The organism is Kitasatospora sp. GP30, assembly GCF_029892145.1.
In the GTDB taxonomy this organism is placed as follows: domain Bacteria; phylum Actinomycetota; class Actinomycetes; order Streptomycetales; family Streptomycetaceae; genus Kitasatospora; species Kitasatospora acidiphila.
Window position 1 is genome coordinate 153,463 of the sequence record NZ_JARZAH010000003.1, and the last position, 20,657, is coordinate 174,119.

General features: G+C 72.5%; 23 protein-coding genes and 1 riboswitch. Of the genes, 10 read left to right on the plus strand and 13 right to left on the minus strand.

Features of this window, described 5'->3' with window-relative positions; genetic code table 11:
• Positions 1 to 15: 15 nt before the first annotated feature.
• Together P3T35_RS06435 and P3T35_RS06440 are read right to left on the minus strand one after the other, a co-directional pair.
• Entirely contained in the window at positions 16 to 375 is a 360-nt protein-coding gene (locus tag P3T35_RS06435; RefSeq protein WP_101379598.1) for an alpha/beta hydrolase, read from the minus strand.
• Positions 372 to 797, minus strand: coding sequence for a MarR family transcriptional regulator (locus tag P3T35_RS06440; RefSeq protein WP_348533399.1), 426 nt, complete (start codon positions 795 to 797; stop codon positions 372 to 374). Before P3T35_RS06440 ends, P3T35_RS06435 begins: the two co-directional genes overlap by 4 nt.
• 307 nt (positions 798 to 1,104) lie before the next feature.
• A riboswitch (cobalamin riboswitch) is annotated at positions 1,105 to 1,215 on the plus strand.
• A 46-nt stretch (positions 1,216 to 1,261) separates the two neighbouring features.
• Here P3T35_RS06440 and cobN point away from each other — a divergent pair.
• Both cobN and P3T35_RS06450 read left to right on the plus strand, forming a co-directional pair.
• The gene (gene cobN, locus P3T35_RS06445) at positions 1,262 to 4,876 is read left to right on the plus strand and encodes a cobaltochelatase subunit CobN (protein WP_101379600.1); all 3,615 of its coding nucleotides are present in this window, start codon (positions 1,262 to 1,264) and stop codon (positions 4,874 to 4,876) included.
• A 168-nt stretch (positions 4,877 to 5,044) separates the two neighbouring features.
• Complete coding sequence (locus P3T35_RS06450; RefSeq protein ID WP_101379601.1) at positions 5,045 to 5,689, plus strand: RICIN domain-containing protein; 645 nt, start codon at positions 5,045 to 5,047, stop codon at positions 5,687 to 5,689.
• A 167-nt stretch (positions 5,690 to 5,856) separates the two neighbouring features.
• Here the strand turns inward: P3T35_RS06450 and P3T35_RS06455 are convergent, their stop codons facing one another.
• Together P3T35_RS06455 and P3T35_RS06460 are read right to left on the minus strand one after the other, a co-directional pair.
• Positions 5,857 to 6,258, minus strand: coding sequence for a low molecular weight phosphotyrosine protein phosphatase (locus P3T35_RS06455; protein ID WP_218976657.1), 402 nt, complete (start codon positions 6,256 to 6,258; stop codon positions 5,857 to 5,859).
• A 55-nt stretch (positions 6,259 to 6,313) separates the two neighbouring features.
• On the minus strand, positions 6,314 to 6,964 hold the full coding sequence (locus P3T35_RS06460) for a helix-turn-helix domain-containing protein (protein ID WP_101379603.1): 651 nt from the start codon (positions 6,962 to 6,964) through the stop codon (positions 6,314 to 6,316).
• A gap of 140 nt (positions 6,965 to 7,104) precedes the next feature.
• Between P3T35_RS06460 and P3T35_RS06465 the strand changes: the two genes are divergently transcribed.
• Complete coding sequence (locus P3T35_RS06465) at positions 7,105 to 8,094, plus strand: alpha/beta hydrolase (RefSeq protein ID WP_101379604.1); 990 nt, start codon at positions 7,105 to 7,107, stop codon at positions 8,092 to 8,094.
• A gap of 615 nt (positions 8,095 to 8,709) precedes the next feature.
• Here the strand turns inward: P3T35_RS06465 and P3T35_RS06470 are convergent.
• Positions 8,710 to 8,862, minus strand: coding sequence for a hypothetical protein (locus tag P3T35_RS06470; protein ID WP_180356372.1), 153 nt, complete (start codon positions 8,860 to 8,862; stop codon positions 8,710 to 8,712).
• A gap of 75 nt (positions 8,863 to 8,937) precedes the next feature.
• Here P3T35_RS06470 and P3T35_RS06475 point away from each other — a divergent pair, with 75 nt between their 5' ends.
• Positions 8,938 to 9,060, plus strand: coding sequence for a hypothetical protein (locus P3T35_RS06475; protein ID WP_280704625.1), 123 nt, complete (start codon positions 8,938 to 8,940; stop codon positions 9,058 to 9,060).
• A gap of 139 nt (positions 9,061 to 9,199) precedes the next feature.
• Here P3T35_RS06475 and P3T35_RS06480 read toward each other — a convergent pair whose 3' ends face one another.
• The 8 genes from P3T35_RS06480 to P3T35_RS06515 form a co-directional block, all read right to left on the minus strand.
• Positions 9,200 to 9,850 carry a class I SAM-dependent methyltransferase gene (locus P3T35_RS06480; RefSeq protein WP_101379606.1) on the minus strand — a complete coding sequence of 217 codons (651 nt, stop codon included), beginning with the start codon at positions 9,848 to 9,850 and terminating at the stop codon, positions 9,200 to 9,202.
• Positions 9,851 to 9,886: 36 nt separating this feature from the next.
• On the minus strand, positions 9,887 to 10,630 hold the full coding sequence (locus P3T35_RS06485) for a zf-HC2 domain-containing protein (protein WP_101379607.1): 744 nt from the start codon (positions 10,628 to 10,630) through the stop codon (positions 9,887 to 9,889).
• Positions 10,627 to 11,166 carry a sigma-70 family RNA polymerase sigma factor gene (locus tag P3T35_RS06490; protein ID WP_101384921.1) on the minus strand — a complete coding sequence of 180 codons (540 nt, stop codon included), beginning with the start codon at positions 11,164 to 11,166 and terminating at the stop codon, positions 10,627 to 10,629. Before P3T35_RS06490 ends, P3T35_RS06485 begins: the two co-directional genes overlap by 4 nt.
• 50 nt (positions 11,167 to 11,216) lie before the next feature.
• Positions 11,217 to 11,777: a hypothetical protein gene (locus P3T35_RS06495; protein ID WP_101379608.1), complete on the minus strand. Its 561-nt coding sequence runs from the start codon at positions 11,775 to 11,777 to the stop codon at positions 11,217 to 11,219.
• 109 nt (positions 11,778 to 11,886) lie between these two features.
• Entirely contained in the window at positions 11,887 to 12,570 is a 684-nt protein-coding gene (locus P3T35_RS06500) for a DUF4232 domain-containing protein (protein WP_101379609.1), read from the minus strand.
• Between the two features lie 212 nt (positions 12,571 to 12,782).
• Entirely contained in the window at positions 12,783 to 13,364 is a 582-nt protein-coding gene (locus P3T35_RS06505; RefSeq protein ID WP_101379610.1) for a vitamin K epoxide reductase family protein, read from the minus strand.
• Positions 13,361 to 14,173: a thioredoxin domain-containing protein gene (locus P3T35_RS06510; protein ID WP_101379611.1), complete on the minus strand. Its 813-nt coding sequence runs from the start codon at positions 14,171 to 14,173 to the stop codon at positions 13,361 to 13,363. Before P3T35_RS06510 ends, P3T35_RS06505 begins: the two co-directional genes overlap by 4 nt.
• Positions 14,174 to 14,334: 161 nt before the next feature.
• Positions 14,335 to 14,997 carry a hypothetical protein gene (locus tag P3T35_RS06515; RefSeq protein ID WP_101379612.1) on the minus strand — a complete coding sequence of 221 codons (663 nt, stop codon included), beginning with the start codon at positions 14,995 to 14,997 and terminating at the stop codon, positions 14,335 to 14,337.
• Between the two features lie 227 nt (positions 14,998 to 15,224).
• On the opposite strand from P3T35_RS06515, the gene P3T35_RS06520 reads away from it, so the two are divergent.
• From P3T35_RS06520 to P3T35_RS06545, 6 genes are all read left to right on the plus strand, one after another.
• On the plus strand, positions 15,225 to 16,133 hold the full coding sequence (locus P3T35_RS06520; protein ID WP_180356373.1) for a lysylphosphatidylglycerol synthase transmembrane domain-containing protein: 909 nt from the start codon (positions 15,225 to 15,227) through the stop codon (positions 16,131 to 16,133).
• Positions 16,134 to 16,203: 70 nt separating this feature from the next.
• Positions 16,204 to 17,631: an NAD(P)/FAD-dependent oxidoreductase gene (locus tag P3T35_RS06525; protein ID WP_101379614.1), complete on the plus strand. Its 1,428-nt coding sequence runs from the start codon at positions 16,204 to 16,206 to the stop codon at positions 17,629 to 17,631.
• Between the two features lie 28 nt (positions 17,632 to 17,659).
• Complete coding sequence (locus P3T35_RS06530) at positions 17,660 to 18,028, plus strand: thioredoxin family protein (RefSeq protein ID WP_101379615.1); 369 nt, start codon at positions 17,660 to 17,662, stop codon at positions 18,026 to 18,028.
• A gap of 99 nt (positions 18,029 to 18,127) precedes the next feature.
• The gene (locus tag P3T35_RS06535; RefSeq protein WP_101379616.1) at positions 18,128 to 18,589 is read left to right on the plus strand and encodes a hypothetical protein; all 462 of its coding nucleotides are present in this window, start codon (positions 18,128 to 18,130) and stop codon (positions 18,587 to 18,589) included.
• A 253-nt stretch (positions 18,590 to 18,842) separates the two neighbouring features.
• Positions 18,843 to 19,847 carry a 2-oxoglutarate and iron-dependent oxygenase domain-containing protein gene (locus tag P3T35_RS06540; protein WP_101379617.1) on the plus strand — a complete coding sequence of 335 codons (1,005 nt, stop codon included), beginning with the start codon at positions 18,843 to 18,845 and terminating at the stop codon, positions 19,845 to 19,847.
• Between the two features lie 64 nt (positions 19,848 to 19,911).
• A complete protein-coding gene (locus P3T35_RS06545) occupies positions 19,912 to 20,655 on the plus strand; it encodes a MerR family transcriptional regulator (RefSeq protein WP_101379618.1) in 744 nt (247 codons plus the stop codon).
• Positions 20,656 to 20,657: the final 2 nt, after the last annotated feature.

The following is a 20,657-nucleotide window of genomic DNA, read 5'->3' on the forward strand; positions in this document are numbered from 1 at the left end:
CGGTGTCGATGACGGCTACTCGACGAACCCGGCGAACTCCGTGAGCAGCTTCGCCGGCGCCTCCGGCTGCGGTGAGTGGCCGGAATCCTCGATCACCTGGACGGCGCCGCGCCGCAGCGGCGGCAGGTGCAGCGACTCCAGGTAGGCGGGGCTGACCAGCTGCTCGTCCCGACCGTGCAGGACGGCCAGCGGGCGGTCGAGGCCGGCGGCGACGGCCACCTCGTCGGCGAACGCTCCGGCCGCGAGGCTCGCCCCCAGCCCGGCCCGGGCGGCGCCGTCGGTGGCGAGGATCTGCTCGGCCATCGGCGCCACCGGCAGCGGGGAGCCGGGTGCGAGCTGGCTCGCCGCGTACGCCCGGGCGTCGGCGTAGCTCACATGCCCTCAGCCAACCGCTCGATCAGCGGCGCCGCCACCGCCAGTGCCTCCAACTCCCCTGCGGTGAACCCCCGTTCCAGCACCTCCCCGAGCTGTCGGGACCGCGCACCCCGTCGCCGGTGCAGCATCGCCACGCCCTCCCCGGTCAACGACATGACGACCCGTCGCCGGTCGTCCGGATCGGGGTGCCGCTCGACGAGACCGCGCGCCTCCAGCCCGCTCAGGGTCGTCCCCATCGCCTGCGGGGTGATCTGCTCGGCCCGGGCGAGCGCCGCGGCGGTGGCCGGGCCGCCGCGGGCCAGCCGGGACAGCGCGGAGCGTTCGGGAAGCGTGAGGTCGCCCGGGATCGGCGCCTGGCGAAGCCGCCGAGCGAGCAGGGCGATGCCGTCGTAGAGCGCCGCGCTCAGGTCATCGACATTCACGGGCTGGACCATATCCGCAGGCTATCAACCCAGGTTGTCAATCCAGCCGGGATCCTGGCGGGATCCAGGCGGAATCCGGGCAGGACACAGCCGGGATCCGGGCGGGACACCGGCCGGATCCGGGCGGGACACCGAGCCCCATGCCAGGCGGCATGCCGGCCGCTATATCGGGCGGGATGCCAACCGGGTTGTCGGGCGCCACACCACTCGCCACACCGCGCGCGATATCCGCCCGGACAGCGCCTTCTCGACACACTGGCCCGGCCGCAGAGGCGGCCCACTAGGATGACGCCCGGACGGACCGCCAGGTCCGGCCACGCCATGGACGGCGCAAGGGGAGGAAACCGGTGCGAAACCGGTGCGGTCCCGCCACTGTGACCGCGGCTCACTGAGCTCGCGGGAGTCAGGAACTCCCGCCGTCCTCCCCTCCCACCCGGGGCGCGGACCCCGAGGAAGGCCGCCGCATGATCCTGCTCCTGTCCACCTCCGACACCGACCTGCTCTCGGCCCGGGCCGCCAACGGCCCGGTCGGTTACCGGCTCGGCAACCCGGCCCGGCTGGCACCCGCCGACCTGCCGGAGCTGCTGGAGGGCACCGACCTGGTGGTGGTCCGGCTGCTCGGCGGCCGGCGCGCCTGGCAGGAGGGGCTGGACGCGCTGCTGGCCGGCCCGCGCCCGGTGATCGTGCTCAGCGGTGAGCAGGCGCCGGACGCCCAGTTGATGGAGCTGTCCACGGTGCCCGCCGGTCTGGCCGCCGAGGCGCACGCCTACCTGGCGCACGGCGGCGCGGCCAACCTGGCCGAGCTGGGCGCGTTCCTCTCCGACACGGTGCTCCTCACCGGCCACGGCTTCGCCCCGCCGGCCTCGGCGCCGGACTGGGGTCCGCTGGAGCGCGCCGCGGCCCGCACCGAGGGTCCGACGGTCGCCGTCCTCTACTACCGCGCGCACCACATGAGCGGCAACACCGCCTTCGTCGAGGCGCTGTGCACGGCGATCGAGGAGACCGGCGGCCAGGCCCGTCCGTACTTCTGCGCCTCGCTGCGCGGGGCTCCGGAGGAGCTGCTGGCCGAACTGGGCCGGGCCGACGCGATCGTGACGACCGTGCTGGCGGCGGGCGGCACCCGGCCGGCCGAGGCGCAGGCCGGCGGCGACGAGGAGGCCTGGGACGCCGGTGCGCTGGCCGCCCTGGACCGCCCGATCCTGCAGGCGCTCTGCCTGACCTGGTCGCGCGAGCAGTGGGAGGGCAGTGACGACGGCCTGTCCCCGCTGGACACCGCCACCCAGATCGCGGTGCCGGAGTTCGACGGCCGGCTGATCACCGTGCCGTTCTCCTTCAAGGAGTTGGACGAGGACGGGCTGACCGTCTACGTCGCCGACCCGGAGCGGTCCGCCCGGGTGGCCGGTATAGCGGTCCGGCACGCCCGGCTGCGCCATGTCCCGCCCGCCGAGCGCCGGTTGGCGCTGGTCCTGTCCGCCTACCCGACCAAGCACGCCCGGGTCGGCAACGCGGTCGGCCTGGACACCCCGGCGAGCGCCTCCAGGCTGCTCAACCGCCTGAAGGCGGAAGGCTGGGACCTCGGGGACGGGTTCCCCGGCATGGAGCCCGCCGAGGACGAGCACGAGGGCGACGCCCTCATCAAGGCCCTGATCGACGCCGGTGGTTACGACCAGGACTGGCTGACCGAGGACCAGTTGGCCCGCAACCCGGTGCGCATCCCCGCCGCCGACTACCGCCGCTGGTACGCCACGCTGCCCGCCGCGCTGCGCGAGCAGGTCGAGGAGCACTGGGGCCCGGCGCCCGGCGAGCTCTATGTGGACCGCACCCACAACCCGGACGGCGACATCGTGTTGGCCGCCATGCGGGCCGGCAACCTGCTGGTGCTGGTGCAGCCGCCGCGCGGCTTCGGCGCCAACCCGGTGGCCATCTACCACGATCCGGACCTGCCGCCCAGCCACCACTACCTGGCCGCCTACCGCTGGATCGCCGCCGCGCAGTCGGACGGCGGCTTCGGCGCCGACGCGATCGTGCACCTGGGCAAGCACGGCAACCTGGAGTGGCTGCCGGGCAAGACGGCCGCGCTGTCCGCCGAGTGCGGCCCGGACGCGGCGCTCGGCGATGTGCCGCTGATCTACCCGTTCCTGGTGAACGACCCGGGTGAGGGCACCCAGGCGAAGCGGCGCGCGCACGCCACCCTGGTGGACCACCTGGTGCCGCCGATGGCCCGCGCCGACTCCTACGGCGACATCGCCCGGCTTGAGCAACTCCTCGACGAGCACTCCAACATCGCCGCGATGGACCCGGCCAAGCTCCCCGCGATCCGGGCCCAGATCTGGACCCTGATCCAGGCCGCCAAGTTGGACCACGACCTGGGTCTGGACGAGCGCCCGGAGGACGACGGCTTCGACGACTTCCTGCTGCATGTCGACGGCTGGCTCTGCGAGGTGAAGGACGCTCAGATCCGCGACGGGCTGCACGTGTTGGGGCAGGCGCCGACCGGCGGGGAGCGCGTCAACCTGGTTCTGTCGATCTTGAGGGCTCGTCAGATCTGGGGCGGTGTCAGCGCGTTGCCGGGTCTGCGGGAGGCGCTGGGCCTGGACGAGGCGGCGCTGAAGCTCGGCGCCACCGACGCGGCCGAGGCCAAGGCCCGGGAGCTGGTCGAGGCGATGGAGGCGGCCGACTGGGCGCCGGAGGCCGTCGAGAAGGCCGCCGAGGGCCTGCCGGCCGATGTCGCCCGGGTGCTGGACTTCGCCGCCCGCCAGGTGGTGCCCCGACTCTCCTCCACCACCGACGAGTTGGATGCCGTGATCCACGCCCTGGGCGGCGGCTTCGTACCGGCCGGGCCGTCCGGTTCACCGCTGCGCGGCCTGGTCAATGTGCTGCCGACCGGCCGCAACTTCTACTCGGTGGATCCGAAGGCGGTGCCCAGCCGGCTCGCCTGGGAGACCGGCCAGGCGCTGGCCGCCTCGCTCGTCGAGCGCTACCAGGCCGACAACGACGGCGCGTTCCCGCCCTCGGTGGGCCTCTCGCTCTGGGGCACCAGCGCGATGCGCACCGCCGGCGACGACATCGCCGAGGCCTTCGCGCTGCTCGGCGTGCGGCCGGTCTGGGACGAGGCGTCGCGCCGGGTGACCGGCCTGGAGGCCATCCCGCTGGCCGAGTTGGGCCGTCCCCGGATCGATGTGACGCTGCGCATCTCCGGCTTCTTCCGGGACGCCTTCCCGCACGTGGTGGCGCTGCTGGACGACGCGGTGCGGTTGGCCGCGGGCCAGGAGGAGGCGGCGGCGGACAACTTCGTCCGCGCCCACGTGCAGGCCGACCTGGCCGAGCACGGTGACGAACGGCGGGCCACGGTCCGGGTGTTCGGCTCCCGACCGGGCACCTACGGGGCCGGTCTGCTGCAGCTGATCGACAGCCGGGACTGGCGCACCGACGCCGACCTGGCCGAGGTCTACACGGTGTGGGGCGGCTACGCCTACGGGCGCGGGCTGAACGGGCGGCCGGCCCGGGAGGAGATGGAGACCGCCTACCGGCGGATCACGGTGGCGGCCAAGAACACCGACACCCGCGAGCACGACATCGCCGACTCGGACGACTACTTCCAGTACCACGGCGGCATGGTGGCGACCGTCCGCGCGCTCACCGGCTCGGCGCCGGCCGCCTACATCGGCGACTCGACCCGCCCGGAGACGGTGCGCACCCGCACCCTGACCGAGGAGGCGGCCCGGGTGTTCCGCGCCCGGGTGGTCAACCCGCGCTGGCTGGAGGCGATGCGGCGGCACGGCTACAAGGGCGCCTTCGAGATGGCCGCCACCGTGGACTACCTGTTCGGCTACGACGCCACCACCGGCGTGGTGGCGGACTGGATGTACGAGCGGCTGACCCAGGAGTACGTGCTCGACCCGGTGAACCGCGAGTTCCTCACCGACGCCAACCCCTGGGCCCTGCACGGCATCAGCGAGCGGCTGCTGGAGGCGGCCGAGCGCGGCCTGTGGGCCGAGCCGGACCCGGCTCTGCTGGCGGAACTGCAGGCGGCGTTCCTGGAGGCGGAGGGGGACCTGGAGGGCGACGACCAGGGCTGACCGAGCGTCAACTCCACTGGGGTGGCGGTGCTTCCGGCATCGCCACCCCAGCCGTTTTCATATCGTCATGCTATTTCCGACTCGCTTGATTCGTGTCCTGACCGGCCCGTATAAACGCCGTATGCGGATCGATTTCCGCTCCGCTCCGGGTCTACCTAAGGACCTCCCGTGCGCATCAACCGGCTCTCCCTCTCCCTTCTCGTCGCAGCCAGCGCCCTGACCATGGCCGCCGCCACCCAGCCGGCCCAGGCCGATGGCCGTGGCGCCGCCCAGCCTTCCTCCAACCCGGCCGCCGGCCGGATCGTCGTCGACGTCACCTCGCCCAACCAGATCCCCGGCGTCGGATCGCAGGCGAGCACCCTCCCGGCCGGGATCGACTCGGCGAAGATCACCTACCGCACCAAGGCGTTCACCAACAACGACGGCGGCCAGTGTCTGGACGGCGACCGCAACACGATCCCCAACAACGGCGCCATCGTGCAGCTGTGGAGCTGCAACGGCTGGGACAACCAGAGCTGGTACTGGACGCCGGTCGCAGGCCAGCCCTCCGGGTACTACACGCTGCAGAACGGCGAAGCCATGCAGTGCCTGGACGGCGACACCAACACCATCGGCAAGAATGGCGCCAAGGTCCAGCTCTGGGCCTGCAACGGCTGGGCCAACCAGACCTGGGTCTGGAACGGCACCACGCTGCGGAACTCCGACCAGTGGCAGTGCCTGGACGGCGACACCAACACCATCGGCCGCAACGGCGCCAAGGTCCAGCTCTGGGCCTGCAACGGCTGGACCAACCAGAGCTGGACCTTCCACTGATGACTCGCACCTGACGGACTCACCGGCGGTGAGTCAGCGCCTCAGGGGTGCCGCCCCCGAGTGGTGTGCCCGCGATCAGCGCGCACCGCTCGTCGTCCACCCTTCATGCGAACAGCTCCCGCCTGTGCGTCACAGGACATGACGCGCAGACGGGAGCTGGGGAGAGTTCACACCGAGTAGAACAGTGCAGTAGCTTCCTGGATCTTCACGATGGCTTCAGCGAAGTCCCCTCGGCCACCACCCCACGGATCTGCGATACCTGAGCCAAGGATGCGAACGGGTCGGTCCGGACCGGCCGGCACTTCCACGGCAAGTGCGGTCTCGTCGTCCACCGCGATCAGGTCGTCAGCCCACGCGATGAGCCCTTCATCCAGCACCTGACCCCGGTGCTCGGTCAGGTCATAGCCGAACCCGGCAGCAGCCTCGATCATCAGCGGGTGCGCAGGCTTGCCCACGTGCCAGTTTCGGGTGCCGGCTGAGCGGACGTCGAAGGTGCCGCCGGAACGTTCGGCGATGATCGGAGCGGCTAGCGGGGACCGGCAGTGGTTGCCCTTGCAGACCAGCAGCACTCCGCGCCGACGGCTATTCATCGGGGTTCACTCGCTACGGTACGAGTTCCGGGTCCTACGGCTGTGCCCTATGACCGTCCCGGCCGCGATCCGGCTGGCGGGCCCCGCGACCGGCGGCTGGAGGGGTGCGCGGTCGCAAGCGCTCTCCCTGTGGCCCGAACATGATCAGGTACTCGACCGGTCCGCCGGGTCCGGCGTTCGCGACTCCGTGCGCGGTGCGGGTGTCGAACTCGGCGACGTCCCCGGCGGTCAGGACGAGGTCCCGCTCGCCGAGAGCCAGCCACAGGCGCCCGTACAGAACGCACAGCCATTCGTACCCGTCGTGGGAAACCTGCCGCGGTCGCGCCGGCGGCTCCTCGACGGCGGGCAGGACGTGCTTATGGGCGTGCAGGCCCCCCACGTACCGGGTCAGCGGCAGCACCGCCTTGTCGTCGCCGAGGCGCTGCGGCACCGGGGCGCGCGGTCCGGTCGCGGCGGCGGGTGCGGTGCCGGCCAGCTCGTCCAGGGAGACGCCGTACTCCTTCGCCAGCTGCAGCAGCACCTCCAGGGTCGGCTTGCGCCGGCCGGTCTCGATCCGCGACAGCGTGCTCAGCGAGATGCCGGTCGCACAGCTGATGCCGGTGAGCGTGGCGCCGCGCTGCTCGCGCGCGGCCCGCAGCCGGGGGCCCATCGCCGCCAGCGTGTCGGCTATGCCGTCGTCCGCCATCCTCGCCCCGCTCCCTCCGGCCACGCCGCCCGACCCTGTCCTGCAAGTTTGCCGGATTGGCAAGACTGATCGCGTCGGACGGCTGCCGCGCCGCATGATCGACGGGTACCCGCGTCCGCCCGTGAACCGAGGAGAAGCCCATGCACCCCGAGCCGTCCGCCCACCTTCGCCACCGCACCATCGAGGCGCCGGCCGGGCGCCTGCACCTGGTCGAACAAGGCACCGGCCCGCTGGTCCTGCTCGTCCACGGCTTTCCCGAGTCCTGGTACTCCTGGCGCAACCAGCTCCCGGCCCTCGCCGCGGCCGGGTACCGGGCGGTGGCGCTCGACGTGCGCGGCTACGGCCGCTCCTCCAAGCCGGCCGCGACGGACGCCTACCGGATGCTCGACCTGGTGGAGGACAACGTCGCCCTCGTGCGCGCCCTCGGCGAGGAGAGCGCGGTGATCGTCGGCCACGACTGGGGCTCCAACATCGCGGCCACCTCCGCCCTGCTCCACCCCGAGATCTTCCGCGCCGTCGCCCTGCTGAGCGTCCCCTACACGCCGCCCGGTGGCCCCCGCCCCACCGACGTCTTCGGCCAGATCGGCGGCCCCGAGCAGGAGTTCTACGTCTCGTACTTCCAGGAGCCCGGCCGCGCCGAGGCGGAGATAGAGCCCGACGTCCGGGGCTGGCTCGCGGGCTTTTACGCGGCCCTGTCCGCCGACACCATGCCCGCCCAGGGCGAGCCCGACCCGCACTTCGTGACCCGCGACTCCGGCCGGCTGCGCGACCGCTTCCCCACCGGCAAGCTGCCCTTCTGGCTGGGCGAGGACGACCTCGACGTCTACGCCGGGGAGTTCGAGCGCACCGGCCTGACCGGGGCCCTCAACCGCTACCGCAACATGGACCGCGACTGGGAAGACCTCGCCCCCCACCGCGGAGCCCCGATCAAGCAGCCGTCGCTGTTCATCGGCGGCGCCCTGGACGCCTCCACGGCCTGGATGGCCGACGCCATCGACGCCCACCCCGCCACCCTGCCCGCCCTGGCCGCCTCGCACGTCCTGGACGGCTGCGGGCACTGGATCCAGCAGGAGTGCCCCGAGGAGGTCAACCGCCTGCTGACCGCCTGGCTCGCCTCCCTCCAGGGCTGAACCAGGCAGGCTACCCGGGCAGCCTCGCGGTCCGTTCCGGGTGGGCCGCGCCGATGTAGCGCACGGCGGTGACTCCGTGACGCCGAACCGCCTCATCAGCGTCAGGGGGTCGGCGCTCACGCTCGGCCTCGTCCCCCGGTCTTGGGGAGCCGTGTGAGACCCGACCTGTTGTCCATCTCGACCCCCTTGGCGTACAGCCCAGTCGGACCGCCTGGCCACGACGCTGGAGAGTCGCTCGGCGCCGGTCTATGACAGGACCGCGATATTCCCGTGTTGGACTAAGGATCACGGGTTGGGAGCTGGAGGAACACCAGCGCTTCCGGATCATCCACCTCGCCGCCCTGAATGATCAGGTCCTCCGCGCCGTCCACGGCGTACACCGTGGGGGTGCATGGCGGGAGCGCCGGCCCCCTGGTGGACCCGCGCTCCCGCGCTGGTGCGCGCGGCCGCCCTCTTCCCCTCAACTGGGTGCTGAGCGGCCTCGCGCCGGGGGCGCCAACTGCGACGTCAGCGCCCCCGGTACTGCCCGTGCGCCAATCGGGGCGCACGCGCCCTCCGCCCCTGGTGTGGGCGAACCGAGGTACTGGTGCCGTGACTTCGTGCACCTTGGGGCGACTACTCCACGGACGACGGGGAGTTGGCTTCCTCCCGCAGGGTGACCACGCAGGCCTTGCCGCCGCCGTCCGACTCCCAGCAGGACTCATGGGCAAGGAGCCCCACGAGAGGCAGGCCGCGCCCGCTCTCCGCGAGCTCCGCCGGTTCGGGCATTTCCGCTCTACTCGGCGGCACCACAGGGCAGTTGTCCGCCACGCGGAGTTCCAGGTAGCGGTTGCCCACCCCGTCGTGCCGGCAAGCCCCGACGGTGACCGTCAGCTCCGTGGCGGCCTTGACGGCGCCGTCCTGCTCGGCAACGACGAGCGCTTCTACCTCGGCGAGACGAGTACCTGGCCGTCCTGGACGCCGTGAAGACCGGCGACGTGGCCACCGCCATCGCCAAGCTCAAGGATCTCGCCAGCGCCTGACCCTCAAGCCGACAACTCCCGAAGCCCTCTGGACACGTCACCCAGAGGGCTTCGACCGTGATCGTGCCCGCAGGCCAGGACAGCTACCCGGCGATCAGCGCGTACCGCTCGTCGTCCACCGCACGCCCCCACAGAGCGTCGTCACCCGACAGGTCCACCACGCGGACCGGCAGGCCCAACTCGGCCACCGAGTCGGCCAGTCGCGCCCCGCCGACACCACCGGCCCAGGGCAGCACACCGGCACCCGGCACATAGGGCTCCGGGTCGGCGCTCTGCCGCCAGCGCCCCTCGACCAGCACCAACCGGCCGCCGGGGCGCAACCGTTCGACCCAGCCACGCAGCGCGGCGGCCGGGTCGGGCAGCGTCCAGAGCAGGTGGCGGGCCAGCACCACGTCGAACCGCCCGTCACCGGTGGGCGGTTCGGCCGCGTCCCCGACCAGGAAGCTACCGCTGAGCCCGGCGGCGGCCAGCTTGGCGCGGGCCCGCTCGACCATGGCGGGCGCGCAGTCCACCCCGGTCACCCGGTGCCCGGCCGTGGCGGCGAGCAGCGCCAGCGAGCCGGTGCCGCAGCCCGCGTCCAGTACGTCAGCGGGGGCGGCGGGCAGCCAGTCGGTCAGCCGCGCGGCCCAGGCGGCCCTGGTGGCGGCCGCACCCAGCCCGTGGTCCGGCTCCTCATCGAACGAAGAAGCGGCGGCGTCCCAGTACTCGGCGATGTTGCTGCGCAGCGTGGTCATCCGCCGATCCTGGCAGCCGGCACTGACATTGATGCATCAGCGGGCCGGCGCGGGAACGGCGACCAGGAGCTGGCCGGTCGTCAAGTCCCGCACCTCGAAGTGGGACAGGTCATCGGGAGCGAAGCCGGTGCCGCCCGTGGTGTGGAGCTGCGGCGCGGCCTTGCCGTAGCCGGTCGCCGGGATGGTCCAGGTGGTGACGGTCTGCCGCCCGCCGTACTGGGAGACGGCGACCAGGTCGCAGGTGCGCGGCCCGGTCACGCCGGAGAACGCCAGGGTGATCGTGCTGCCCCAGGCGCTGGGGGCCACGCCCACGGTGGCGGCGGCCCCGCCAGGGCCGGTGGCGCCGGCGGTGGTGGTGGGTCCGGTGGCGGGCGCGGTGGGTGAGGGGTTGGACGAGGCGGCGGTGCCGGTCACCGTGGTCGCCTCCATCACCACGGCGGTCGCGGCGGGGCCGCCGAGCACCAGGACGGCCGCCACCGCGACCAGCCAGCGCCGCCGCACGGTCTGTCGCCGGCGGCCTGCCGCGACCTCGTCGAGCAGCCCGTCCAGCAGCCGCGCGCTCGGCTCCACGGGCTCCGCACCGCCGGCCGCGTACTCGGCGAGCAGCGGTTCCAGGGCACCGAGGCGCGCCACCTCCGCTTGGCAGCGCGGGCAGTCGGCGAGGTGCGTCTCGAAGGCCGCCCGGTCGGCGCCGTCCAGCAGGCCGAGCACATAGGCGCCGACGTCCAGGTGGGGATCGTCCGGGCCGTTGGGGTCCGCCCGGAACCGGGATTCGGTCACGACGTCACCCCTCGTTCCTCCAGTGCGACCCGCAGGGACCGCAGTGCGTAGTACACCCGCGACTTCACGGTACCTTCCGGGATGCCGAGTTCGGCCGCCGCCTCGGCGACCGAGCGGCCCCGCAGGTACGTCTCCACGATCACCTCGCGGTGGGCCCGGGTGAGCGCACCCAGTGCGTCGGTGATCGCCATCATCTTCAGCGCCCGCTCGATCTCGTCCGGGGCCGGGATCAGTTCGAGCGGCGCCGCGTCGGTCTCGGGTGGCCGGGCCAAGGTGCGCCGGTGGCTGTCGATGACGATCCGCCGCGCCACCGTGACCAGCCAGGGCCGCACCGACCCGCTCGCCGTCTGCAGTTGGTCCGCGTGCCGCCAGGCCCGCACCAGGGTCTCCTGCACCACGTCCTCGGCCCGCTGCCGGTCGCCGCCGACCAGGTGGATCACGAACCCGAGCAGGGGGCCGGCATGCTCCCGGTAGAGGGCTCGCATCAGCTCCTCGTCGCTGTCGGCCCCGGGGGCGTGGCGGCGGTCCTCGGTCATGAGCCAGTCCTGGCGCACCTCGGGCTCACTTCACGGTTCCTGACGGCTCGTCAGTAGCCGCCGCCGGTGCTGGGTGGTGCGGTCGGACTGCTGGAGGCCGCCATCGCCTTGCCGCCGCTCGGCGTCACGGCCCACCAAGTGCCGCCGATGCCCTGCCCGTTGGTCTGGCCGGCCTTGCTGTCCCCGGAGTAGCGGTAGAGCGGCCAGCCGTGGAAGGTCAGCTGCTTGGTGCCGTCGGGCCGGGTGATGGTGGACAGCTGCGAGGCGTCCACGCCGGTGCCGGTCGGCTGGCCGGTGACGGTGGCGGGCGACCAGGTATCGATGCAGCCGGTGTTGCAGTTGGAGGTGGGCGGGTTGTTGCTGTCGACGTCGAAGCGGTACAGCGTGAAGCCGTTGGAGTCGGTGAGGATCTGGCCCAGGCTGCCGTTGTTGATCACCTTGACCGTGGTTGCCGACTGGCCGGGCGACGGCATCATGGGCGCGGTGCTGCTCGGCCCGCTCGGCGGCGGCGTGGTGCTGCTGTGGTACCCGCTGGAGCCGCAGGCAGTGGCGAAGGCGAGGACGGCGGCCCCGGAGGCCGCCAGCAATCCGACCCGGCGGATGGTGGACATGGTATTGCTCCGTCCGTGTGCGGCGCGGCTGCCCAGCCGCTCCAACCTGGGGTACGCGTCTACCCCAGGTCGCGTTCAACCACACGCGGAGCCGTCTGCGCTCACCCGGTCATCCCTGGGTGACCGGGCCGATCGTGGCCGGATGCACCCCCGATCCCGTGCAGTGCTGGGTCTTCCAGGGCAGGAACAGCGCGGTGCGCTCGCCCGGCGGATAGACCTTGAGGCCGGTGGCGTCGGTGAGCTGGCAGGTCCCGGAGTCGTAGCCGCTCTGGCCGTTGGCGTCCTGGAAGGTGGCGCCGGCCGTGCCGTGCGGGGCCAGTGTCACGGTGTGGTACGAGGCGCCACTGCGTGCTGCCGGGGCGCCGGTGGGCTTGCCGGCCACCGCCTCGTAGGAGACGCCCGGGTAGCCGTCCATGGTGCAGGACCGGTCGGAGGTGTTGGTGAAGGTGATGGTGAAGCCCATCTGTCCTGCGCCGGCGTTCTCGTCGGTCTGGGCGACGGTGAGCTGCGCGCTGGTGCACTGCTGGCCGCTCGCCGCCACCGGGCTGCCGCCGGTGGCCGGGATCGACGGGTGGGCCGCCGGCGAGCTGATGTTTCCGGTCGCCCCGAGTCCCGGCGGCGGTGCCTGTGAGGCCTCGCCGGTCGGCGTGGACGAACCTCCGGTTCCGGTCGACGGAGCGCTGGGGCTGGAGGTGTGCGTCGAGCCTGACGAGGACGAGGGCGAGCAGGCGGTCAGCGCCAGCCCGGCCAGCAGGGCGACGGCGGTGAGCTTGGGGAACGACTTCGGGGGCATGGCGGGTACTCCTTCCAGTACTGACCCAGATGCCCTGGGCCGCGGTTCGCACTCCCGTCGGGACGGGCCTGTTGCCGAACCCGCGCAATTCCATGACGAATTGACGAATTACCGAATTGCCGCATCGCCGAATTGACGCAGCCACGGGCAACCGGCCCGCCCTCGGCGGACGGCCCACCGCATACGCACGGTTCACCGCCGCCCGCCCGCCGTCAGAGCAGCGTCCGCCAGTAGTACCAGAACCGGTTGAGCACCATGAGCGCGATCACCCCGTACCAGAGCACCGGCACCACCCAGTGGTAGCGGTCCAACTCCCGTACCACCGGCCGCAGTCGCTCCGAGACCGGAATGACTCCGGTGCGCAGGTTGGCCAGTGTGGTGTACCAGAACAGCAGGATGGTCACCGCCCACACCACCATGCAGTACGGGCAGAGCGCACCGATCGAGTAGAGCGACTGCCCGATCAGCCAGTGCACCATCACCACCCCGAGCAGCGTGCCCGCCTGCAGGCCCAGCCAGTACCACCGCCGGTACCTGGCCCCGGCCGCCAGCCCCGCCGCGGTGGCCAGCACCACGGCGAAGCCGACCAGTCCGAGCAGCGGGTTGGGGAACCCGAACACCGAGGCCTGCTCGGTCCGCATCACGGACCCGCAGCTGATGATCGGGTTGATGTTGCAGCTGGGGACGTAGTTCGGGTTCTCCAGCAGCCGGATCTTGTCCAGGGTGAGTTCGGCGGAGGCGGCCAGGCCCAGTGCCCCGGCCACCGCCAGCAGCCAGCCGTAGGCCCTGGTCATTTCGCGTCGACCTGCTGCTTGAAGTTGTCGGCGCTGACCGGGGTGCCCTGGTTGTCGAACAGGTTCAGCTGCTTGCCGTCGAACTTCATGGTCGGGGTGCCGTTGACGCCGCTGCTGTCGAAGGCGGCGGCCACCTTCTGCGCCCACGGCAGGTAGGTGCCGTTCTTGACCGCGGCCGTGAAGGCGTCGGTCTTCAGGCCGGGCACCTTGCCGGCCAGGTCGAGGATCTTGTTGGCGTCGCCGAAGCCGTCGGTGCGCTCGTTCGGCTGGTTCGCGTAGAGCACGTCGTGGAACTTCTTGAAGTCGTCCACGCTCTGGTTGAGCGCCGCACCGGCCGCGGCCAGCGCGGTGATCGAGCCCTTGCCGCCCAGGTTGTCGTCCAGGAAGGCGGCCAGGTGGTACTCGATCTTGTAGTCCCCGTTGTCGGCGAGCTGCTGCACGGTCGCGCCGTTGGTGGTCTCGAACTTCTCGCAGATCGGGCAGCGGAAGTCCTCGTAGACGGCCAGGGTGTGCGCGGCGTCCGGCTTGCCGTAGGTGATCACGGTGCCGTCGCCGCTGGTGTTGGCCGGGGTGACCAGCGGCGCGTTGCCGGCGGCCGCGGTCGACGCGGTGTGTGAGGAGCCGGCGCTGTTGACGGCTATCGCCACGCCGCCGACCAGCAGCAGGGCGAGCGCGCCGGACACGCCGATCGTCACCTGGCGGCGGGTCCGCTGGGCGCGCTTCTCGGTGAGCATGGCCTGCTGCAGTCGCTCCCGGCGGGCGGCCTGCTGCTCGGCGTGGGTGGGCTTCTTCTTCGCGTTGCTGCTCATGGGAGATGTCCAGTCCGCGCCGGGCCTTGGGTGCGCCGGCGCTGGTTCGCTGCGGGATGTCGGGAGCCGGCAGCTCCGCGCGGGGTGGTGTTCACCAGCGCTGGTTGCTGCGGCGGTCGGCAGCGCAGGCCCGCAGCACTCCCCCGCTCAGGGGGAAGGCGTCAGCAGGCGAGCGCGAACGACGCCGGCGGACCGCGGCGACGGGACGGGGAGAGCGGCAGGTCCTCGGTCGGGGCGTGCTCGGGGCGCGGTTCCGGCAGCGGCACGCCCGGGGCCGGGCGGACCGGCAGCGGGGCGAGCAGCAGCAGGGCGCGCAGCGCGTCGGGCGCCAGCCGGGCCAGCGCGGCGACCAGCTCGGGCAGCCGCACCAGGGCGGCGTCGGCCAGCCGCAGGCAGAACGCGGCGACCAGGGTGACCGTGACGTGCACGGTGAGCAGCAGCAGCTCCAGCACGGCGGGCGCCAGGTTGAGGAACCCGTCGGCGCCACCGCCGACCGAGCCGCCGCCGCAGACCATCAGGTCGAGGCCGCGGGACGGCCCGCGCGGCGCGGCACCGGGCGGTGGGGCACAGGTGTCCTGGCCCAGGTTGAAGGTGGTGTTGAGGAGCAGCTCGACCGGCAGCAGCAGGGCCGCGATCTGCAGGAAGCCCCGCTCGACCCCGGCCAGCAGCAGCGCGGCGCCGAAGACCACCGCGGCGGCGCCGGCCAGCAGGTTCAGCGGCAGCGGACGCCCGGTGACCACTACCTGCCCGGCCGCGGCCAGCGGAACGGCCAGCGCGGCGAAGAACAGCGCGCGCAGCGTCCGGGTGGTCAGGCAGGTGGTCACGGATCGGAGTATGTCATGCCCCTGGGTAAGGGCGGCGTGAGACGTCGGAGTCCACCCCAGGGCGTCGGAATCCATCCCAGGTACCCCTCAGGGCTAGCCGCAAGTCATACCTGAGGAGTAAGCGGATGCTGTTACCTCCGTGAAACCATGCATCGGTGACAAGGGGGACACCGCAGACGCAATCGGTCCGCAGGCCGGCCTGGCTCCGCCCACGGACGATGATCACCGTGGCGGGAGTGCTGGTCTTCGCCGTCATGCTCTACCTGGAGGGCATGCACTCCTCGGTCGATCCGATCCGCCTGGTGGAGGGCGTCGACCCGGGCTGGACGGCGCTGTCAGTGGTGGGCATGGCCGCCAGCTACCTGGCCGCGACCATGGGCTTCCTCGGCTTCGTGCCGGAGCGGATAGGTGTCGCGAGAGCCGGGCTGGCGCAGCTGGCCGGCTCCTTCGTGCGGCTGGTGGCGCCGGGCGGCTTCGGCGGGATGGCGCTGAACACCCGGCTGCTGCTGCGGGCCGGGATAGCGCCCGGGCCGGCCGCCTCCAGCGTGGGCGCGGGCCAGCTGATCGGGCTGGGTCTGCACCTGGGCCAGCTCGCCTTCTTCCTCTGGCTCACCGGCTTCCGGCCGGACCCGACCTCGTCCAACGACGACACCGTGCTGGGCTGGACGATCATGGCCTGCCTGGTGGTGCTGGTGCTGCTCGCGGTGGCGCTGGTGGTGGCGCCGACGCTGCGCCGGTGGGCGCTGCGCAAGGTGGTGCCGCTCACCGAGGGCTCGGTGGGCCGGCTGCGGCAGCTGGCCCGGCACCCGGGGCACCTGGCGGTCGGCATGCTCGGCCAGCTGCTGATCTCGATCACCTACGCCTGGACGCTGTACTGCTGCGTGCGGGCCTGCGGCGGCCATCCGAAGTTCGCGGCGGTCGCGGTGGCGTTCCTGCTGGGCAACGCGCTCGGCTCGGCGGTGCCCACGCCGGCCGGGGTGGGCGGCGTGGAGCTGGCCACCACCGCGCTGCTGGCGGAGACCACCGGCGTGAACAACCTCAACGCGGTGGTGCTGTTCCGGCTGATCACCGTGCTGCTGCCGGTGCTGCCCGGCTGGCTGGCCTTCGGGATCCTGCAGCGACACAAGGCGCTCTGATGTGGCGTCAGACCCCGGCTGCCCGAGGATGATTGGGTCATAACGTCAACGACCCCCTGGGGAGCAACGGATGACCACCGAGTACGACGTGATCGTGCTGGGCGCCGGACCGACCGGTGAGAACGTGGCGGACCGCACCCGGGCCGCGGGGCTGAGCACCGCGGTGATCGAGCGCGAGCTGGTCGGCGGCGAGTGCTCGTACTGGGCCTGCATGCCGAGCAAGGCGCTGCTGCGCCCGCCCGCCGCGCTGACCGCAGCCCGGGCGGTGGCCGGCTCCCGGGAGGCGGCAGGCGGCACGCTGGACGCCGAGGCGGTGCTGGCCCGCCGGGACGGCTTCACCTCGCACTGGAAGGACGACGGCCAGGTCGCCTGGCTGGAGGGGACCGGCGCGGAGCTGGTCCGCGGCTGGGGCCGGCTGGACGGCGAGCGCCGGGTGCTGGTGCGCACCCTGGATGGCGGCGAGCTGACGCTGACGGCGCGGCACGCGGTGGCGGTGTGCACCGGCAGCCGGGCCGCGGTGCCGGAGCTGCCGGGGCTGGCCGACGCCCGGCCGTGGACCAGCCGGGAGGCGACCAGCTCGCGCACCGTGCCGGCCCACCTGGTGGTGGTCGGCGGCGGCGTGGTCGGGGTGGAGATGGCCGCCGCCTGGCAGGCGCTGGGGTCGGCGGTGACGCTGCTGGTGCGCGGCGCGGCGCTGCTGCCGAGGCTGGAGCCGTTCGCCGGCGAGCTGGTGACCGCCGGGCTGCGGGCCGCCGGGGTGGACGTGCGGTTCGGCACCGCCGCGCGGGCGGTGCGGCGGGACGGGCCGCAGGTGACGGTGGAGCTGTCCGATGGCGGGAAGCTGCTCGCCGAGGAGGTGCTGTTCGCGACCGGGCGGGCGCCGCGCACCGACCACCTGGGCCTGGGCAGCGTCGGCCTGCGGGACGGCGACTGGCTGGACGTGGACGACAGCTGCCTGGTGAAGGGCGTGCCGGGCGGCTGGCTCTACGCTGCGGGCGACGTCAACCACCGGGCGCTGCTGACCCACCAGGGCAAGTACCAGGCCCGGATCGCCGGGGCCGCGATCGCCGCGCGGGCCCTGGGCCGGCCGGTGGACACCGAGCCGTGGGGTGCGCACGCGGCGACCGCGGACCACGCGGCGGTGCCGCAGGTGGTCTTCACCGAGCCGGAGGTGGCGGCGGTCGGCCTGAGTGAGGAGGAGGCCCGTGCGGCCGGTCACTCGATCAAGGTGGTCGACTACGACCTGGGCAGCGTGGCGGGCGCCTCGCTCTATGCGGACGACTACCGGGGCCGGGCCCGGATGGTGGTGGACCAGGACCGCGGTGTGCTGCTCGGGGCCACCTTCGCGGGCCCGGGGGTCGGCGATCTGCTGCAGGCGGCGACCATCGCCGTGGTGGGCCAGGTGCCGATCGCGCGGCTCTGGCACGCGGTGCCGGCGTATCCGACGGTCAGCGAGATCTGGCTGCGGCTGCTGGAGACCTACCGGGACGCGGAATAGCGGCGGCGGCCAGGTGGTTGGGCCCACCATGACTACCGTGGAACTCACCAAGGACAACTTCGACGAGGTCGTGAACGAGGACTCGTTCGTGCTGATCGACTTCTGGGCGTCCTGGTGCGGCCCGTGCAAGCAGTTCGCCCCGGTGTACGACAAGGCCGCCGAGGACCACCCCGATCTGGTCTTCGGCAAGGTCGACACCGAGGCGCAGACCGAGCTCGCGGCGGCCTTCGGCATCAGCTCGATCCCGACCCTGGCGATCGTCCGGGAGAACGTCCTGGTCTTCGCCCAGCCCGGTGCGCTGCCCGCGCCGGTGCTCGAGGATCTGATCCAGCAGGCCAAGTCCCTGGACATGAACGAGGTTCGCAGCAAGATCGCCGCGGAGTCGGGCAACAGCTGAGCCATGGCTCCTTGCATCGGAAGTCGGCCCCGCCGACTTCCGATGCAAGGCCAGCGCGCCGCCTACGGAGTGTAATCAGTCACTCGCAGACTGGTGCGCATGAGACTTCGCACCGCCGCCGCGGCGGCCCTCGCCCTGACCCTGGCCGCCCTGCTGGCCCCCGCGCCGGCCCTCGCCGCCGCACCGCCACACGGGCCGTCGGCGGCCGCCGGCCAGCGCGCCCTGACCCCGGCCGAGCAGAAGGTCGACACCTTCTTCGCCCGGTACCGGCAGGACATCCTCGACGGCAACGTCGGGGACGCCAAGCGCGCCCGCCACGCGTACATGACGCCGCAGCTCAACCAGAAGCTCGACCAGTGGGCCGCCACCCATGACGCCGACCCGGTCTTCCGGGCCGAGAACGTCCCGACCGACTGGACGGTCGGCTACGGCGGCAGCGGCGCCGGGCACACCACGGTGATCCTCACCGAGGAGTTCGGGGACGGCTCCAGCATCCAAGTCTGGTACCAGCTGCGGCTTTCGGATCTGGTCATCAACGACCTGGAAAACGCACCCGTATAAGCGTATGTTATGCAGGTCGCAAGCTTCCCTATCCCCTGCCTCGTCTAGTGTGGTGAACGTGCCTCTCCTCGTCAGTCGCCGCCATGTGGACCTGCTCCGCGTCACGAGCATGTCCTGTCGCTGCTCGCGCTGACCCAGACCGTTCCTCTTCCAGGACCCCGGCTCCGGGGGCGCCGCACCATCACGGCTGCGCCCCCGACCCGACCGGCCACCGCCGGATCCGCCGGGCCGACACCCAGCGGATGGCACCCTCATGTCGCAGCAGCACACCAACACCCTCCCCGTCATCGACCTCGCCGCCGCCTCCGGCACCCCCGCGCAGCGGGCCGCACTCCACGCGGACCTGCTGTACGCCACCACCGAGGTGGGCTTCTTCCACCTGGTCGGCCACGGCGTCACCGAGGCGGAGACCAGCCGGCTGACCGAGGCGATGCACGCCTTCTTCGCCCTCCCCGATGCCGACCGGCTGGCGATCAGCAACCTCAAGTCCCCGCAGTTCCGCGGCTACACGCGGATAGGCGCCGAGCGCACCGGCGGCCGCAGCGACTGGCGCGACCAGCTGGACATCGGCACCGAACTACCGGAGCACCGGCCCGGCCCCGGCGAGCCGGCCTACTGGTGGCTGGAGGGCCCCAACCAGTGGCCGGAGCGGCTGCCCGAGCTGCGCACCGCCGCCCTGCACTGGATCGACCGCCTCGACCAGGTGGCCGCCCGGCTGCTGCGCGAGCTGCTCACCGCGATCGGCGCCCGCCCGGACTTCTACGACACCGCCTTCGCCGGCCACCCCGCGCACCACCTCAAGCTGGTCCGATACCCCGGCAGCGCCCCCGACGGCGGCGGCCAGGGCGTCGGCACCCACAAGGACTACGGCTTCCTGACCCTGCTGCTCACCGACCGGGTGCCCGGCCTCCAGGTGGAGATGCCGGACGGCAGCTTCCTGGACGTGCCGCCGAAGCCGGGCGCCTTCGTGGTCAACCTGGGCGAGCTGCTGGAGGTGGCCACCGACGGCTACCTGAAGGCCACCAACCACCGCGTGGTCAGCCCGCCCGGTGCCCGTGAGCGCTACTCGGTGCCGTTCTTCTACAACCCGCGCCTGGACGCCCACATCGCCCCGCTGGAGTTCCCGCACGCCCACACCGCCCCGGGTGCCACCGAGGACCCGGCCAACCCGCTCTTCGCCGAGTTCGGCGAGAACGAGTTGAAGGGGTACCGCCGAGCTCACCCCGAGGTCGCCGAGCGGTACTACGCGCACGCCTGAGCCCGGACTTCTGGTGGGGTGGCACTGCTAGTGTCACAGCAGGACTGTCCCACCAGGAGCGTTGATGCCCGCGACCCCGCCGACCGCGCCGCTTCGGCTCACCGTTGACGAACTCGCCGCCCGCGCCGGGGTCACGGTGCGCACGCTGCGCTTCTACAGCGGTCGCGGCCTGCTGCCGCCGCCGGAGCTCGGGCCGCGCCGGGTCGGCTGGTACGGCGCGGTGCACCTGGACCGCCTGGAACTGATCGAGGAGTTGCAGCGGCAGGGCCTCACCCTCGCCGCGATCGAGCGCTACCTCGCGCAACTCCCGAAGGACATCGGCTCCCTGGACCTGGCCATCCACCGCGCCCTGGTGGCCGCCTGGACTCCGGAGTCGGCCGAGGAGGCCGATGTCGAGCGGCTCTCGCAGCGGGTCGGCCGGCAGTTGAGCGGCGCCGACCTCGACCGGCTGGTGGCGATGGGCGCGCTGCACCGCACCGACCGGCCCGAGGTGTTCCGGGTCGATCCGGGCCTGCTGCCGCTCGGCGCCCGGGTGTTGGACCTGCCGATACCGCTGGAGACCATCATGGCCACCCGGGCCGTGGTCCGCCTGCACAGCCAGGCCACCGCCCGCGAACTGCACCGGCTGTTCCGCGAGACGGTCTGGAAGCCGCTGCGCGAACGCGAGTCGGACCCGGCCGAGTTGGACCGGATGCGGGAGCTCACCGCCGAGGTCGAACCACTGCTGGCCCAGGCCCTGGTGACGGCCTTCCACCGCTCGCTCGCCGAGGCGCTGGCCGAAAGCTCGGCCCGCGCCAACGACGGTTGAGA